This is a genomic window from Pseudomonas sp. BR20 (genome assembly GCF_050780135.1).
Taxonomy (GTDB): domain Bacteria; phylum Pseudomonadota; class Gammaproteobacteria; order Pseudomonadales; family Pseudomonadaceae; genus Aquipseudomonas.
In genome coordinates this window covers 1,332,648-1,348,264 of the sequence record NZ_CP172012.1, presented here as the reverse complement: position 1 = coordinate 1,348,264, position 15,617 = coordinate 1,332,648, and the positions used below count along the sequence as shown (strand labels likewise).

17 protein-coding genes are annotated in these 15,617 nt (G+C 61.1%); 8 read left to right on the top strand and 9 right to left on the bottom strand.

Going from position 1 to position 15,617, the window contains the following annotated elements; genetic code table 11:
• Nucleotides 1–29 precede the first annotated feature (29 nt).
• From ACHPFG_RS06040 to ACHPFG_RS06025, 4 genes are all read right to left on the bottom strand, one after another.
• The gene (locus tag ACHPFG_RS06040) at nt 30–305 is read right to left on the bottom strand and encodes a GIY-YIG nuclease family protein (RefSeq protein WP_090409144.1); all 276 of its coding nucleotides are present in this window, start codon (nt 303–305) and stop codon (nt 30–32) included.
• 36 nt (nt 306–341) lie between these two features.
• A complete protein-coding gene (locus ACHPFG_RS06035; protein WP_431701832.1) occupies nt 342–812 on the bottom strand; it encodes a nuclear transport factor 2 family protein in 471 nt (156 codons plus the stop codon).
• Nucleotides 813–908: 96 nt separating this feature from the next.
• Nucleotides 909–1,544: a response regulator transcription factor gene (locus ACHPFG_RS06030; RefSeq protein WP_131698327.1), complete on the bottom strand. Its 636-nt coding sequence runs from the start codon at nt 1,542–1,544 to the stop codon at nt 909–911.
• A 207-nt stretch (nt 1,545–1,751) separates the two neighbouring features.
• Entirely contained in the window at nt 1,752–2,000 is a 249-nt protein-coding gene (locus ACHPFG_RS06025; RefSeq protein ID WP_145622915.1) for a hypothetical protein, read from the bottom strand.
• Between the two features lie 629 nt (nt 2,001–2,629).
• Between ACHPFG_RS06025 and ACHPFG_RS06020 the strand changes: the two genes are divergently transcribed.
• From ACHPFG_RS06020 to ACHPFG_RS05985, 8 genes are all read left to right on the top strand, one after another.
• Entirely contained in the window at nt 2,630–3,256 is a 627-nt protein-coding gene (locus tag ACHPFG_RS06020) for a DUF1120 domain-containing protein (protein WP_131698329.1), read from the top strand.
• 42 nt (nt 3,257–3,298) lie between these two features.
• Nucleotides 3,299–3,913, top strand: a complete 615-nt coding sequence (locus ACHPFG_RS06015; protein WP_131698330.1) for a DUF1120 domain-containing protein — start codon at nt 3,299–3,301, stop codon at nt 3,911–3,913.
• A gap of 31 nt (nt 3,914–3,944) precedes the next feature.
• Nucleotides 3,945–4,565 carry a DUF1120 domain-containing protein gene (locus tag ACHPFG_RS06010; protein ID WP_131698331.1) on the top strand — a complete coding sequence of 207 codons (621 nt, stop codon included), beginning with the start codon at nt 3,945–3,947 and terminating at the stop codon, nt 4,563–4,565.
• An 89-nt stretch (nt 4,566–4,654) separates the two neighbouring features.
• Nucleotides 4,655–5,281, top strand: a complete 627-nt coding sequence (locus tag ACHPFG_RS06005) for a DUF1120 domain-containing protein (protein WP_431701831.1) — start codon at nt 4,655–4,657, stop codon at nt 5,279–5,281.
• Between the two features lie 32 nt (nt 5,282–5,313).
• Nucleotides 5,314–6,018: a fimbria/pilus chaperone family protein gene (locus ACHPFG_RS06000; RefSeq protein WP_431701830.1), complete on the top strand. Its 705-nt coding sequence runs from the start codon at nt 5,314–5,316 to the stop codon at nt 6,016–6,018.
• Nucleotides 6,019–6,097: 79 nt separating this feature from the next.
• A complete protein-coding gene (locus tag ACHPFG_RS05995; RefSeq protein ID WP_431701829.1) occupies nt 6,098–8,530 on the top strand; it encodes a fimbria/pilus outer membrane usher protein in 2,433 nt (810 codons plus the stop codon).
• An 11-nt stretch (nt 8,531–8,541) separates the two neighbouring features.
• The gene (locus ACHPFG_RS05990) at nt 8,542–9,681 is read left to right on the top strand and encodes a DUF1120 domain-containing protein (protein ID WP_431701828.1); all 1,140 of its coding nucleotides are present in this window, start codon (nt 8,542–8,544) and stop codon (nt 9,679–9,681) included.
• Nucleotides 9,682–9,698: 17 nt separating this feature from the next.
• The gene (locus ACHPFG_RS05985) at nt 9,699–10,346 is read left to right on the top strand and encodes a DUF1120 domain-containing protein (protein WP_431701827.1); all 648 of its coding nucleotides are present in this window, start codon (nt 9,699–9,701) and stop codon (nt 10,344–10,346) included.
• Here ACHPFG_RS05985 and ACHPFG_RS05980 read toward each other — a convergent pair.
• From ACHPFG_RS05980 to ACHPFG_RS05960, 5 genes are all read right to left on the bottom strand, one after another.
• Nucleotides 10,343–11,608, bottom strand: a complete 1,266-nt coding sequence (locus ACHPFG_RS05980; protein WP_431701826.1) for a CynX/NimT family MFS transporter — start codon at nt 11,606–11,608, stop codon at nt 10,343–10,345. The genes ACHPFG_RS05985 and ACHPFG_RS05980 overlap by 4 nt on opposite strands.
• Nucleotides 11,598–12,257 carry a FadR/GntR family transcriptional regulator gene (locus ACHPFG_RS05975; RefSeq protein WP_431701825.1) on the bottom strand — a complete coding sequence of 220 codons (660 nt, stop codon included), beginning with the start codon at nt 12,255–12,257 and terminating at the stop codon, nt 11,598–11,600. Before ACHPFG_RS05975 ends, ACHPFG_RS05980 begins: the two co-directional genes overlap by 11 nt.
• Before the next feature lie 259 nt (nt 12,258–12,516).
• A complete protein-coding gene (locus ACHPFG_RS05970) occupies nt 12,517–13,281 on the bottom strand; it encodes an amino acid ABC transporter ATP-binding protein (RefSeq protein WP_003171943.1) in 765 nt (254 codons plus the stop codon).
• Nucleotides 13,282–13,292: 11 nt separating this feature from the next.
• Nucleotides 13,293–14,390 (bottom strand): amino acid ABC transporter permease, encoded by a 1,098-nt coding sequence (locus ACHPFG_RS05965; RefSeq protein ID WP_131698338.1) that lies wholly within the window; start codon nt 14,388–14,390, stop codon nt 13,293–13,295.
• A 10-nt stretch (nt 14,391–14,400) separates the two neighbouring features.
• Entirely contained in the window at nt 14,401–15,582 is a 1,182-nt protein-coding gene (locus ACHPFG_RS05960; protein ID WP_431701824.1) for an amino acid ABC transporter permease, read from the bottom strand.
• Nucleotides 15,583–15,617: the final 35 nt, after the last annotated feature.

Below are 15,617 nucleotides of genomic sequence, written 5' to 3'. Positions count from 1 at the left end.
CGCGCGTGGGGACGATGGCAACCCATCAATCAAATCAATGAGCCACTCGCCGCCAGGCATTCCTTGGCGCTTTTCTTCAACTTCTTGATCAAGCGTTCCTGACGCAACGCCTCGCCTTTGCTCGCGCATTGCTCCGTGTACACCAGCGCGACCGCCGGGCTGGACAGGAAAAACCGTGCGCCCTTGCCGCTCTGATGAGAGGCAAAACGGCGCACCGGGTCATTGCTGATGCCGCAATACAACGCGCCATTGGCGGCGCGTACCAGGTACACAAACCAGGGTTTGGGTTCAGAAGGATCAGTCACGGGTCGATTCGGCAAACCAGAAGAGCGCCAAGCTTATCAACGACCGGCCTGAAATGCCCTGAGGCCTTTGAGTGCCTTGGCACGCACGGCGTTTTTCAGCGCCGGCGACCAGCCCAGCAACAGGCCCTTGAGGCCCAGAGCCTGACGCGACCAGCGCCACAGGTCGAAGTGGTCGTGGTGTTCGCAGATCTTGCCATCGCGAAACACGAACCGCGCGCCGATATCGTTGACCACCGTATTGCCGGTGGCGCTGAACAGGTAAGTCGCGACCCAATGCGCGCTGCCGGTCGTTTCATCGCTGCGTACATGGTCGAACGTCAGGGAAAAATCCTTGGCCCGGGTAGTGAGCATGCGCCACATATCGCCGGCGTCACGCCCGCGTAATTCACCGAAAGCCGGGTCGCTGAACAGCACATCCTCGGTGTAGCAGGCCGCCATGGCCTCGGCATCCAGCCGCTGGAAGGCGCTGTAGAACTCGGTGATCAGGGCGTTGTGTGCGTCGCTCATGGGCAGGTTCCAAACCAGGGGTTTTAAGCCGTCCAAGATAGTCCGGGCGCCGGTAAAACTCTATCGCCATTTACACCGGGAATGACCCACCCGGCGCTACGGCACCATGCCGCAGCTGCGGGCATAGGCAAACAGATCCACGTCGGTGGAAATGCACAGCCGGCTCATGGCGGTGCTTTTCTGCTTGCTGATCGTGGAAATACTGCGATTGACCCGGGCAGCAATCTGGCTGACGGTCATGCCGCTGGCCAGCATCCTCACCACTTCGCGTTCCTTGCTGGATAACTGCGGTTGTTGCAGTTGATCTCCGGTGCCCGCCTCCACCAACTGGGCCCGCAGGCATTCACTGACAAATGTCTCGCCCTTGATCACTGTACCGATGGCGGTGGGCAGCTCCCTGGCCGAGGCGCTCTTGGCGACAATCGCCCGTGCCCCATGGGCAAAGGAAGCACGCAACGTCGCCACATTGGCAAACATGGTGACCAGAATCACTGGCAAATTCGGGTACTGGCGTCGCAACAATCCCAGCAACCCGTAGCCGTCCGCCTGCTGACCACCCGGCATGGCGAAGTCAGTCACCAGCACGTCACACGCCACCGTACTCAACAACCGGAGTAATTCATCGGGACCGTCGGCCTCACCGACCACTTTGCATCTACCGCCCGCCTCAATCACCACCCGTTGCCCGATGCGCACAATGGGGTGATCGTCGGCAATAATTACACGCAGCATAAATACCCACGAATGATGGCAACTGGAATTGGCGCAAAAATACCTGTGTCCTCGCGCGTCAACAACCACTCGGTGCGACACGTTCCGGACCGCGACCCGTGTTTGATAGCTGACAAACTTATACCTACAAAACAAAAAGAAACTACCTACATACAAAGCCTCCAGCACAAAGGAAAAACATCCTACAAGGCTCTCTATTCCAAGGATTCATAACCGGCTTAGATAAGCAATGTATACGCGCAAGTTACGCTGAAAGACTTGCAACTGCGGCATATTCGCCACCACACCACGGGCCTGGACTCGAGCGATCAACTGCTCGGCGCGGCGCTCCAGGTCAACGCCCCCGACGAACGCCAGGCTGCCCACCAGTCGGTGCAACCGCTCCACCACCAATGACGCATCGGCGCGGGCCTGCGCCAGGTCCAACAACGCGTTGTCTTCACGTGCTTCATCCATCAGGCTGGCCAGCGCCCGGTTCACCATCTCATCACTGCCGAAAATGTCGATCAGGCGGGCACGCGTCGGCCACGCGATCGCACCTGCACAACACGCCGGCGCCTCCACTAGCGGTGGTGGGGGCGAGGGTGCCAACTTCAGGACAGGTACTTGATTGGAAAATACCCTTGTCACCATGGTCACCTCACTGCGCTTACATTGATTGTTCAGCCCATGAGTTCATCAATACCCATCTGAGTGGGGTTGGAAGATGCAACAGCCAGATCAACGAACAGCGTGCAACATTCCCGTGGTGCTCATATGACTGTCATAAGCAACAATGAATATCCCTAAGGATGTAAAAAAGACGATACAACAACTACGAAAAATCCAGTTTTCCTACGACTTAGAGCATAAATTCCCACGAACTAACGCCCAAATACCTGTTACTTCGATTGTCGTAATAGTTGTATTTCCCCCATCCCGCCCCCCGGCTAAATTGCCGCCACCCCGCAAAGAGGGAATGGTCTCGCTGACTTAAGCGGCCCTGACCAAATACAACCCGCCGCCTTGCTCGCCGCCTTCGCCGAAAGACCGGACGATGCCGTGCGCGCGCTTTATCAGCCAGCCCTGTAGTGGAACGTATAGAAATGAGCAAGTCCCTAATCCTGTTGAGCGCCGCCCTGTTGCTCACCAGTGCTACATCCACCTTTGCCGCCAGCAGCGTGGACCTGACCGTCAAGGGCCTGATCACTCCAAGCGCCTGCACCCTCACACTGCCGGGTACGGTCGACTTCGGGAAGATCTCGGCCAAAGACTTGAATCAGGACGGAACGACACGACTTGAAGACAAAACCCTTCAGTTGACGGTGAACTGCGAGGCCCAGACTCTGTTTGCGATCAATCCAGTCGATAACCGGGCCGGGACATCGTCCAACAGCAACATCGCAGGCTACGGGCTGGGACTGATCAACGGCACGGAAAAACTCGGCTTGTATGTCGTGATCGTGCGTAACCCGGTCGCCGATATCCCGTCCGATATGCTGCAATTTCGCGACGGCGCATGGCGGATGCAATGGGACGATGACTACGTCGCGCCGAACCGATTGATTGCATTCGGCAGCTTCGTTCCGGATGTCGGTTACTTGCCCCACCCCCTCGAAAATGCCTCCGTGGAAGTCTTGTTCAACACCTGGATCGCCCCGGCAAACACCCTGACCCTGACCGACGAAGTCGCTCTGGACGGTTCGGCGACCCTGGAAGTGAAGTACCTGTAACCCGACGATCCGTTGAACCCTCCTGACAAGGAAACCGTGCCTATGAACGCTCTAGCCTCGCGGCTCATGCTGATGCTGCTGTTCACTCCGCCAGCGTTTGCCGCCAGCACCACCGACCTGACTGTCAAAGGCAGCATCACCCCCAGTGCCTGTGCCCCACTGGTCTCCGGTGGCGGTGTGATCGAATTCGGGAAGATGTCGGCCAAGTCGCTCAATGCAGAGCAACACACCGTGCTGCCCAACCAAAGCATGCAATTGAGTGTGCGCTGCGAAGGGCCGACATTTTTCACCCTCAATACCATTGATAACCGCACTGGCTCGTCGGCCAACCACGATCATTGGCATGGCCTGGGTATGACGCCAAACGATGAAAAGCTCGGCGGCACCGCCTTTCACCTGTACACACCGGTGGCGGATGGCATCGCCGCAACCATCATTACTTCAAGCGATGGCGGTGTGACTTGGGAGCCGACCAATCAGCTCAATCACATGAAACTGACGGCCGTGGCAATCGGCGATCAGCGGCTGCCTATCGCCGTTCGGGACTTTGACGCCGAGATCCGCCTGTATACCCATGTCGCCCCTGCCGACACCTTGACCCTGCTGGACGAAGTCCCCATCGACGGGCACGCCACGGTCCAGCTCAAGTACTTGTAACCACCCTCTTAGCGAAAGGAGTTCGATCACCATGAAGATACTGCTCAGTACCGTCGCCACCAGCCTGATGCTGCTGACCTGCGCTTCCACCTATGCGGCCTCCACCGTAGACCTGACGGTCAAGGGCCTGATCGTGCCCAGTGCCTGCACACCCAACCTGACCAGCGGCGGGGTCATCGACCACGGCAAGATTTCCGCCAAAGACCTGCGCCCGGATAACGCCACGCACATCGGGACTCACGTCATGACCATGGCGGTAACCTGCGATGCACCGATTCAATTTGCCCTGCACTCCGTCGACAACCGTGCCGGGTCATCGATATCCACCTCCGACTACGGCCTGGGCCTGATCAACGGCACCCAGAAACTCGGCTGGTTTCAACTGACGCTGCGCAATGCCGTCGCCGACGGTACGCCGATGCAAACCATTGCCTCCGGGGACGGTGGCAATACCTGGTACAGCGAAAAACTCTGGGACGCAGGCTTGTATATGTCGGTCGCCACGATGGATGACGCCACACAGCCGGCCTCGGTCAAGGAACTGGTGACGGAGCTGGTGGTGGATACCTCTATCGCCCGCACCGATGGCCTGGACCTGAGCAACGAGGTCACCCTCGACGGTTCAGCCACCCTTGAAGTGAAGTACCTGTAAGCCCATGGGCGCCCATGCCTGGCGTGATTCGCAGGCCTGGGCGTGTTTTTCGTATCGCCCGCATTCACCTCGACACGTGGCGCCTTCCCATGAACACGCTCCCTCGCCTGCCGGCGGTTTTGCTCTTGCTGACAACCACTCATCCGGTCTTCGCTGCATCCGCTGTCGACCTCACCGTAACCGGCCGCCTGACCCCGGATGCCTGTCACGTCACGCTGTCAGACGAGGGTACGATCGACCACGGGAAAATCCCCTCCCATACGCTCAACGCCAGCGAGTTCACCGCCCTGCCCAGCCGCGTGCTGGAGCTGAATGTGCAGTGCAGCCGACCAATGCTGTTCACCTTGGTGGGGCTTGATAACCGAGCAGAGTCCTCACTGGTGCCCGGATCGCTCTACGGCCTGGGCGAAAACCCCCACGCCCCGCAGGAGCGCCTGGGGTCCGTGGCAGTGTCTTATCAAAACCCGGTAGGCGACGCGCAGTCCCTACAGGTGCTGGCCTCCACCGATAGCGGTGAAACCTGGGCCCCGGAGCCCAATGCCTACCCCAAAGCCTACATGGGCTTTGCGCCACTCGGTGATCGCCAGCCCGACTTTATCGGCCAACTGCGCGCTCAGTTGCGCATCGACACCACTATCAACTTTGCCCAGTACCTGACCCTGAATCAGGAAGTCCCCCTCGATGGCTCCATCGTGCTGGATCTTCGTTACCTCTGATTTTTCACACAGCCCCAATGGAAAACCCCGTCATGACGACGACATTGTTCAACACCGCCACCTGCCTCTTGGCCCTGACGCTGCTGCTTGCCACGGGTGCACAGGCTGACGGCATGGTCCCGGACACCTCCGTCGTGATCGTTCACGAAGCCGAGGGTGAAGCCGCCGTGTCGGTCACTAACACCGACAGCCAACTGGCCCTGCTCCACGTCACGCTGGAAGACATTCCCGAAGACCCCGAGCCGCTGCTGGTGGTGACTCCGCCGCTGTCGCGGGTGGAGCCGTCCAAATCGCAACTGGTGCGTTTCATTTTGCAAAGCCCCCAACCGCTGCACACCCAACGGCTCAAGCGCGTGATTTTCGAAGGCATGCCCCAAGGCCGATCGGCGACCGAAGCCGGACACGCGCGGGTCGGCGTGACGGTACGTCAGAACCTGCCCGTCATCATTCACCCCAAAGGGCTCGCCCCCAACCGCACGCCCTGGACCGGCCTGACCTGGTCACTCAAAGGCGGCACGTTGCAGGTGCGTAACGACACCCCTTACGTGGTGCGACTGGCCCAGGAACTGCGCCTGTTGCCTGGCAACGGTCGAGCGATGTTGCCGCGCACCTATGTGTTGCCCGGGGAACACCTGAGCGTTGCGGCCACCGGCGGTGCGGCCAGTACAGTCCGGCTGCAGCCGGCAACGGTCTATGGCTTTGCCGTAGGCGCTTATGAAGCGCCCCTCACCTTCTGACGAAAACCCCGGGCGTCCAGGCGCCTGTATCACGAAGTGACGGCTCACTGACCGTCACCACACCCTTCGAGTGCCTTTCGTGAAAACAGTATTGAGTTACCGTGACGGCGAAGCCCTGCCCGACAGGCCACCCCGTTTTGCACTGCCGACGATACTGTTGGCGTGCGCACTGCTGCCCACCAAGGCTTGGGCGGATGAACGACCGAGCTTTGATGCCACCACCTTGCACCAACGTGGAATTGATCCGACGCTCGCCAACCTGCTGCTGGACGCCCCGCGTTTTGCCGCAGGACGGCATGCCGTGAGCCTGCTGGTCAATGGCCAGCGCCGCGGGCGACTGGAAGTCGGCTTTGATCAAGACGGCGCCTTGTGTTTCGACCGTGCGTTGCTGGATCTCGCCAACCTGATCATTCCCGACGACAGCGAGCGCTGCCACGCCTTTCTTGACCAGTACCCGCAAACCCTGGTGGAGCCGGACCCCGCCACGCTCATGGTGTCGCTGGTGGTACCGACGGAAGCGCTACGGCCGCTGCAGCAGGACGTCTCAGGGTACGAAACCGGTGGTTTTGCCGGCCTGCTCAATTACGACCTCACCGGTTTTTATAACCGCTTCGGTGACGACGACAGCCGCTTCGGCTCGGCCAATACCGAGGTGGGGTTCAACGCCGGCGACTGGGTCGTACGCAGCCGCCAGGTACAGACCTGGCAGGATGGCCTCTCGCGCAGTACGCACCTGGAGGCCTACGCCCAGCGTACCTTCGCCAGCCATCAGGCGGTGCTGCAAGCGGGGCAAATCAACCTCTACAACCCGGTGTTGTCCGGTGCGCAGATCACCGGGGTCCAGGTCCTCACCGAACAGGCCCTTCAAGAACAAGGCCAGGGCGCGACCATCGACGGTATCGCCAACAGCCCGGCGCAAGTCGAGGTGCGACAGAACGGTGCGTTGATTCATTCCACGGTGGTTCCGGCCGGGCCGTTTTCGCTGACCGATGTACGGCGCCTGAACTCACGCTCTGACGTCGAAGTCACGGTCAAGGAAAGCAGCGGTGGCGAGCGCCGCTTCACCGTCCCGGCGGCCATGCTCGGCCTTGGGATGGCGGCGCCCGGGTACTCGATGGCGGCGGGACGGGTGCGCAATATCGGCGACGGCCAAGGCGACGAGCCTTGGGTGGTCAGCGCGGGTTGGACCGGTGCCGTGCACCCGCAGCTGTCCTTGGGCAGCGGTGTGCTGGCGTCCAGCGAATACCGGGCTGCGGGTGTGAGCCTGGGCTGGCTGCCATGGTTGGACAGCCAGGTCCAACTGTCCACCCAGGTTGCCGATACCCAGGCGCCGCACGCCGTACGTGGCGTGCAAACCGACCTGTCATGGTCCCAGCGCTTGAACGATCAATGGTCGTTCAGCGCCGCCAACTCCTGGCGTTCACCGGGTTATCGCGAGCTGGAGGAAGCGACCTACGCGCCTGAATCTACCCAGCAACGACGCTCCCGTTATCGCGACCAACAAAGCGCCACGCTGGGCTGGTCCCACCCATGGCTGGGCGCATTCAGTGCCGGGGTTTCGCGCTCCAGCAATTTTGACGGCAACACCAGCAGCCGCGGCCTGGCGTCGTGGGGCACGAACGTCGGCGGTGTATCGCTGTCGGCGAGTGCCGAATGGCAGATGGGCGGACGCCAGCAGCAGGACAATGCCGTCTACCTGAATGTCAGCCTGCCCCTGGGCGAGAGTCGTCGAGTGCGAGCCTGGGTACGCAACTCGGGCGGCGAACATCGCACCGGGGTGGGGTTGAATGAACAGATCGACGATCAACTGAGCTACCGCGTCAGCGCCGAACATGACACCCGCGACCAACAGGTGGAGACCACCCTCGGTCTTTCGGCACTGCCCCGCTACAGCCAACTCGACTTCAGCTACAGCCGCGCCGATGCCGAACGATCAAGCTATCAAGGCAGTGCCCGAGGCGGCGTGGTGGTGCATGGCGGCGGGGTGACGTTGTCGCCGTATCCGGTGCGTGACACCTTCGCCCTGGTCTCGGTGGGCGAGATGAGCGGCGTAAAACTGAGTACCCCCAGCGGCCCGGTCTGGACCGATTGGCAAGGCCAGGCCGTGGTTCCCCACGTGAGCGCCTATGGCCGCAGCCCGGTGGAAGTACAGCCCCGTTCACTGCCGCGCAATGCCGATATCAACAACGGCCTGGCGATGATCTCGGCCGGGCGTGGTGCAGTGGATCGGGTCGATTTCGCCGTGACATTGACTCGCCGGGTGTTGCTCACCGTACGCACCGAACACGGCGCACTGCTGCCCCGTGGTGCCTCCGTCAGTACCGATGCGGGCGAGTTCGTGACCCTGGTCCAGGACAGTGGCCAAGTGTTTCTACCCAACGTCCTGGAGCAATCAGGGTTGTGGGTCAGCGCGCCAGGATTGACGCGCTGCCGACTGCAGTTCGAGTTACCGCCCAAGGGCGACCCCCTGGTGTATTTCGAAACCGCGCCCGCACGCTGCAACCCTTCATGAGGAAGATCGCCATGCCCTTTATTCGCGCCCCATGGCTGACGGCCGTTTTGATGACCGTCAGTCTCGTCGGCACCGCCTTGGCCGACGACGAGTGCCAGTTGAACATCAGCGAACCTTTGCTGGACTTCGGCCTGATGAAGCGTCTCGCACAAAACGACAGCGCCCCCCAACGCCTGCTCGGCGAGCGCCGCTTGAGCCTGAACCTCAACTGCCCGGAAACGACGGACATGAGTGTGTTCTATCGGGCTCTGGCGGCCGATGCACAACGCCTGCAATTTACCGAGCACGGCAGTTATGCAATTGAAGTCAGTGATGGCGTGCTGGATGGCCGGGCGGTTGAGCTGGGGTTGCTGCAGGCCGCCGCGCAGCCGCCCGCCGCCATCGGTAGCGCAGTGAATTGGCGCCCGGGCTATGGCGTGGCGCCGGTGCAAGGCGGGGCCGTGCTACGGGGTAAACACCTGTCCTTGCAACTGAGCCTCAGCGCCTGGGCGGACATGGCGGCCACCCATGTCCGCGAGGCCACCACGTGGGAAGTGTCCGGGACATTCGACGCCCACCAGAGCGGTCGCTCTCGGGAGTTGACCCTGCGCGCCCACTTTGCGCCCGCCGCCTGCACACCGCAGCTGTCCAACGGCGGCCTGGTGGATTACGGCACGCTGCTGGCCAAGGACCTGAGCGCCACCCACGAAAACCCGCTGCCCACCCGCCCGCTGCAATTTTCCGTCGGCTGTGATGCGCCGGCACGCTTCGCCTTGCGCATGCACGACAACCGCGACGGCTCGGCCACCGGCGGCACCGATGAAACCGCTTATGGATTGGACCGGGACAACAGCCAGAACAAGATCGGCCGCTTCTACGTGAACATTGACCCGGCAGACTTTGTCGCCGATGCCTACGGCACGCTCTATCGCACCGATTCCACCAGCAATGGCACCGCCTGGAGCAGCGCAAGTGCCAGACAGATCCCTATCGCAGCCAACAGCTACATGGGCTTTACCGACAAGGCCGGCAGCACCCAGGGGCCCGTAGCGATCCAACACCTCACCGGAATCCTGCGCATCAAGGCTTACCTGGCCCCCCTGCAATCGCTGGACCTGCGCCAGGTGGTGCAGATCAATGGTTCCGGCACTCTCGAAATCATCTACCTCTAGCCTGTGGAGCTTCCCTCGTGAACACGTACTGCCTGAGTTTTTCTGCCCTGCTGCTGTGCTCAGCCCAGCCAGCGCTGGCCGCTTCCTCCGTGGACCTTAACGTCAAAGGCCGGATCACGCCGACCGCCTGCACACCGCTGCTGTCCAGTGGCGGGGTGATCGACTACGGCAAGCTGTCCCAACAAGACCTCAACGTCGACAAGGGCACACGCCTGCCGGTCAAACAGCTGCAAGTCAGTATCGGTTGCAACGCGCCGAGTCGCTTCGCCCTGCGCATGCGCGACAATCGTGACGGCACGGCCACGGTCAACAGCGAGATTTACTATGGGCTGGGGCTGGACAAAAGCGGCAACCGCATCGGTCTCTATTCCTTGAGTTTCGACCCTCGCCAGACCCAGGTCGACACCACCGCGCCGGTCTACGGGACCGAATCCACCACCGGTGGCATAGCCTGGCGCACGGCCAACCTCAACACGATCGACATAGGTGCCAACAGTTACCTGGGCTTCACCGACACGGCCGGCAGCACAACCGGCCCGTCAGCGATCCGGGAGCTGATCAGCACGGTCAAGGTCGAAACCGTGATCAACGCCACGAAGAACCTGGACCTGAGCAGCGACACCTTGCTCGACGGCTCGGCGACCCTGGAGGTGGTGTATCTCTAGCGTTTCTCGCTGCTGACCTGCACATACAGCGCCCGTCCCGCGCCCAGCCCGGCGATGATCGCACCCACGCCGATCACCGCGAAAATCCAGCCGATGGCCGACCAACCGCCGGTCCAGTCGTGCACCAGGCCCACCGCGAATGGACCGACGGACGCAAGGGTGTAACCGAAGCCCTGGGCCATGCTCGACAGGTTGGCGGCCACATGGGAATCACGCGAGCGCAGCACGATCAAAGTCAGCGCCAGGCTGAACGTGCCGCCCTGCCCCAGACCGAGCAGAATGGCCCAGCCCCACAGACCGTCCAACGGTGCATACAGGCAACCGAACAATCCAACCAGGGTGAACAGCATCACCACCACAATCGCCAGGCGCTGGTCCTTGCCGCGCGTGGCAAGCCACGGTGCGGCCAGGGAACTGAACAACTGCATGATGATGGAGCCGGACAACGCCAAACCGGCTTCGGTGGCACTCAGGCCACGACCGATCAAAATCGACGGCAGCCAGCCAAACACGATGTACGACAGGGACGATTGCAGACCCATGTACAGGGTGACCTGCCAGGCCAACGGGTCACGCAACAGGCCCTTCACTCGATAGGCGACCTGGTGGGCGCCGTGTTTCTGGCCGACCTGCGGTAACCAGAACAACGCTGCCACCAACGCCGGCAGAATCCAGAAGCCCAGGCCAATGGTCCAGCGGTCGCCGAAGTAATGACTCAGCGGCACCGTGGCGCCCGCCGCCAACGCTGCGCCCAGACACAGGGCCATGGTGTACACGCCGGTCATGGCGCCGGCGTGTCTGGCGAAATCGCGCTTGATGATGCCCGGCAGCAATACGCCGATGATGCCGATGCTCGCACCGGCAATCAGGCTGCCGGCGAACAACCCCACTTCGCCAAACGAACTGCGCAGGATGATGCCGGCGGCCAGGCTCAGCAAAATCCCCAACACCACTCGCTCGGCGCCAAACCGCCGGGCCAGGATCGGGGCCATGGGTGCGAACAAGCCGAGGCACAACACCGGCAAGGTGGTCAGCAAACCGGCCTTGGCCGCCGACAATCCCAGGCTGCTGGAAACCTCGGCCAGCAACGGCGCCACGCTCGACAACGCCGGGCGCAGGTTCAACGCCACCAGGATCAGGCTCAGCAGCAACAGCCAAGGGCGGCTTACCAGCGGGTGACTGGCTTGCACCACTTCGTCATCGGCTTCGGCGTCGATCAACAGTTCGTCCAACTCGCTCGTACGTTTGGTTTCAGGGTTCATTGATCAACTGCCGGCAAAGGGATTTGGCGCGTTCCGCGTCCTGGTGTTCCACGGCTTCGAGGAGCGCGATATGCAGGTCGAACACCGCCTGGCGGCGCGGCGAAATGTTCAGGGTCTGGCGCAACTGGGCGCCGACGATGGCGGAAAAGTACTGGTACAGCTCGCTCAATGCCGGGTTGTGCGCGGCGTCCACCAGGCGTTTGTGGAACACCAGGTCGGCGCTGATATAGGCCTCCAGGTCACCGTGGTACAGCACCGCGCTGGCCTTGAGTGCCTCGTGCAAACCCGTGAGGTCGGCTTCGGTACGGCGCAACGCCGCGAGCCCGATGGCCTCCACTTCCAGGATCTGCCGCGTCTCCTGCGCCTGCTCCAGGCTGCAGTGGGATAACGCGCGCATGGCCCCCAGCGGGTCGGTCATGGAGCGCAGGTAACTGCCGTCGCCCTGGCGGATCTCGATCAACCCGGAAAACGCCAACACACGCATGGCTTCGCGCACGGTGTTGCGGCTGATGCCCAGCTCGGCGGCCAGCTCCGGCTCGGTGGGCAGGCGTTCGCCGACGGCCCACTTGCCTTCGGTAATGCGCCAGCGCAACTGCTCCAGAGCCTGGTCGACCAAGGAGCGTTTGATCAGGGGGGCGATGTCTGTCATGGGATGCAGGCTTTCGTCCAATCATAGGATGAATTTTCCTACAGACTATTCAGAGTTGCCTACAAAGGCAACGCACTAGGGTTCTTAGGCTGGAAAGGGGCAGTATTTTCGATTGGTACAATTACCCTTAGAGGGTAATTATTCAGCGCAGGTGTCTTATGGAAAAGTACACACCTCATTACGATCTGGCGGTGATGAAGGCCTCCTGAACAGACAAAAATAAACCCGGCCAGGCCGGGTTTATTTTTTCAAGCATCTATCAATGCAGGATCTGGCTCAAGAACAGCTTGGTCCGGTCATTCTGCGGGTTGTCGAAGAAGTCATTCGGCGCCGCCTGTTCGACGATCTCGCCCTTGTCCATGAAGATCACGCGGTTGGCCACGGTGCGGGCGAAGCCCATTTCGTGGGTCACGCACAACATGGTCATGCCGTCTTCGGCCAGGCCGATCATGGTGTCGAGTACTTCCTTGACCATTTCCGGGTCGAGGGCCGAGGTCGGCTCGTCGAACAGCATGATTTTCGGCTTCATGCACAGGGCACGGGCAATCGCCACACGCTGTTGCTGGCCGCCGGACAGTTGCCCCGGAAACTTGTGGGCCTGCTCCGGGATGCGCACACGCTCCAGGTAGTGCATGGCGATTTCCTCGGCCTTGCGCTTGGGCATCTTGCGCACCCACATCGGCGCCAGCGTGCAGTTCTGCAGGATGGTCAGGTGCGGGAACAGGTTGAAGTGCTGGAACACCATGCCGACTTCGCGGCGAATCGCTTCGATCTGCTTGAGGTCGTTGGTCAGCTCCACGCCATCGACCACGATGCGGCCCTGCTGGTGCTCTTCCAGACGGTTGAGGCAACGGATGGTGGTGGACTTGCCCGAACCCGACGGGCCGCACAGCACGATACGCTCGCCCTGCTTGACGTTGAGGTTGATGTCTTTCAACACGTGGAACTGGCCGTACCACTTGTTGACGCCCTGCATCTGGATAATGCCTTCAGGGCTCACAGGCTGTTTGATCGCTTCGCTCATAACATCAACTCCTAACGCTTGTGGCCTGTGTCGAGCTTATGTTCCAAATGAATGGAATAGCGCGACATACCAAAACAGAAAATCCAGAACACCAGGGCGGCAAACACATAGCCTTCGGTGGCCATACCCAACCATTTAGGGTCGGCGGCGGCTTGCTTGACGCTGTTGAGCAGGTCGAACAAACCGATGATGATCACCAGGCTGGTGTCCTTGAACAACGCGATAAACGTGTTGACGATGCCCGGGATTACCATCTTCAGGGCTTGCGGCAGAATCACCAGGCCCATGCTGCGCCAGTAACCCAGGCCCATCGCCGCGGCCGCTTCGTACTGACCTTTAGGAATCGCCTGCAAGCCACCGCGCACCACTTCGGCCACGTAGGCCGACTGGAACAGGATCACGCCGATCAACGCCCGCAGCAGCTTGTCGATGCCCATGCCTTCAGGCAGGAACAACGGCAGCATCACCGAGGACATGAACAGCACGGTGATCAACGGCACGCCGCGCCAGAACTCGATAAAGGTCACGCAGACCACACGAATCGCCGGCATGTTCGAACGCCGTCCCAGCGCCAGCACAATGCCCAGTGGCAAGGCACCGGCGATGCCGACGGTGGCGATGACCAGGGTCAGCATCAGGCCGCCCCATTGGCTGGTGGCCACGTTGGTCAAGCCGAAGATCCCGCCGTGCAGCAGGAAAAACGCGATGATCGGGTACAACACCAGGAAGCCCAGGCCGTAAATCGCCTTGCGCGGGAAACGCGAGATGAACAACGGTGCCACGCCGACAATGGCCAGCCACACGGTCAGGTCTACACGCCAGCGCAGGTCGCCGGGGTAGTAGCCGTACATGAACTGCCCGAAGCGCTGTTGGATAAACACCCAGCACGCGCCCTCTTTAGTGCAATCGGCGCGAGTGGTGCCGACCCAGTTGGCATCGAGGATGGCCCAATGCAGGATCGGCGGCACCACCAGGTAGATCAGGTAAAACGCCAACAGCGTCAGCAGGGTATTGAGCCAACTGGAAAACAGGTTGGCACGCATCCAGGCCATCGGTCCGAAGACTTTGCTCGGCGGCGGCATGTCAGGTTTGAAAGTATGCGAACTCATGTGCGTTTCCTCACCGCTCGATCAGCGCAATGCGCTTGTTGTACCAGTTCATCAGCAGGGAAATGCTGATGCTGATCGCCAGGTACACGCTCATGGTGATGGCAATAACCTCGATGGCCTGGCCGGTCTGGTTGAGCACCGTGCCGGCAAACAGCGAAACCATTTCCGGGTAACCGATACCGGCGGCCAGCGACGAGTTCTTCGCCAGGTTCAGGTACTGGCTGGTCAGCGGCGGAATGATCACCCGCAGGGCTTGCGGGATGATGACCTTGCGCAGCGTCGGCCCAGGGCGCAGGCCCAGGGAACGCGCAGCCTCGGTCTGGCCGTGACTGACGGACTTGATGCCCGAACGCACGATCTCGGCGATAAACGCTGCCGTGTACACGGTAAGCGCCAGGGTCAGCGCCAGCAGTTCAGGGATCAGTACCCAGCCGCCGACAAAGTTGAAGCCTTGCAGCTTGGGCATTTCCCAGTGCAGCGGCGCGCCGAAGATCAAGGCACACAACGCCGGGATCACGATAAACAGCGCCAGGCCCGCCCAGAACTTATGGAAGGGTACGCCGGTCGCTTCAAAACGCTTGTTGGCCCAACGCGCCATCAGCACGATTGCCACGATGGCAACCACGATGCTGGCCACAAACGGCCAGAACCCGTCAGCGGTCAGCGCTGCCGGCATGTTCAGGCCACGGCTGCTGACAAAGAAAGTGTCGCCGAAGTTATGGCTGTTGCGCGGCCCCGGCATGGTCAGGAACACCGCGAAGTACCAGAACAGGATCTGCAGCAGCGGCGGAATGTTGCGGAACACTTCCACATACACGGTCGCCAGCTTGTTGATCATCCAGTTCGGGGACAGACGTGCCACACCGATGATGAAGCCGAGCAGCGTCGCCAGGACCACCCCGATCACGGTCACCAGCAAGGTGTTGAGCAAGCCGATGACAAAGACGCGGGCATAGCTGTCCGATTCGGTGTAGTCGATCAGATGCTGCGCGATGCCGAAGCCGGCACTGCGCTCAAGAAAGTCGAAACCCGAGGTAATGCCCCGGTGCTGAAGGTTGGTCTGGGTATTGTCGAAGAGGTACCAGCCCAGCGAGATCACCGCCACAATCGTGATGATCTGGAAGAGCCACGCACGCACTTTGGGATCGCTGAAGCTGAGCTTCTGCTTTGGTGCGCCGATTTGTTTTTGCATGAAGTGCCCCGGAAAGAATGGAACAGAACATCACC

Excerpts from the sequence above, each read along its gene's own strand:
- ACHPFG_RS06035 (WP_431701832.1), bottom strand. The coding sequence starts at position 812 with ATGAGCGACGCACACAACGCCCTGATCACCGAGTTCTACAGCGCCTTC.
- ACHPFG_RS06030 (WP_131698327.1), bottom strand. The coding sequence starts at position 1,544 with ATGCTGCGTGTAATTATTGCCGACGATCACCCCATTGTGCGCATCGGG.
- ACHPFG_RS06025 (WP_145622915.1), bottom strand. The coding sequence starts at position 2,000 with ATGGATGAAGCACGTGAAGACAACGCGTTGTTGGACCTGGCGCAGGCC.
- ACHPFG_RS06020 (WP_131698329.1), top strand. The coding sequence starts at position 2,630 with ATGAGCAAGTCCCTAATCCTGTTGAGCGCCGCCCTGTTGCTCACCAGT.
- ACHPFG_RS06015 (WP_131698330.1), top strand. The coding sequence starts at position 3,299 with ATGAACGCTCTAGCCTCGCGGCTCATGCTGATGCTGCTGTTCACTCCG.
- ACHPFG_RS06010 (WP_131698331.1), top strand. The coding sequence starts at position 3,945 with ATGAAGATACTGCTCAGTACCGTCGCCACCAGCCTGATGCTGCTGACC.
- ACHPFG_RS06005 (WP_431701831.1), top strand. The coding sequence starts at position 4,655 with ATGAACACGCTCCCTCGCCTGCCGGCGGTTTTGCTCTTGCTGACAACC.
- ACHPFG_RS06000 (WP_431701830.1), top strand. The coding sequence starts at position 5,314 with ATGACGACGACATTGTTCAACACCGCCACCTGCCTCTTGGCCCTGACG.
- ACHPFG_RS05990 (WP_431701828.1), top strand. The coding sequence starts at position 8,542 with ATGCCCTTTATTCGCGCCCCATGGCTGACGGCCGTTTTGATGACCGTC.
- ACHPFG_RS05980 (WP_431701826.1), bottom strand. The coding sequence starts at position 11,608 with ATGAACCCTGAAACCAAACGTACGAGCGAGTTGGACGAACTGTTGATC.
- ACHPFG_RS05975 (WP_431701825.1), bottom strand. The coding sequence starts at position 12,257 with ATGACAGACATCGCCCCCCTGATCAAACGCTCCTTGGTCGACCAGGCT.
- ACHPFG_RS05970 (WP_003171943.1), bottom strand. The coding sequence starts at position 13,281 with ATGAGCGAAGCGATCAAACAGCCTGTGAGCCCTGAAGGCATTATCCAG.
- ACHPFG_RS05965 (WP_131698338.1), bottom strand. The coding sequence starts at position 14,390 with ATGAGTTCGCATACTTTCAAACCTGACATGCCGCCGCCGAGCAAAGTC.
- ACHPFG_RS05960 (WP_431701824.1), bottom strand. The coding sequence starts at position 15,582 with ATGCAAAAACAAATCGGCGCACCAAAGCAGAAGCTCAGCTTCAGCGAT.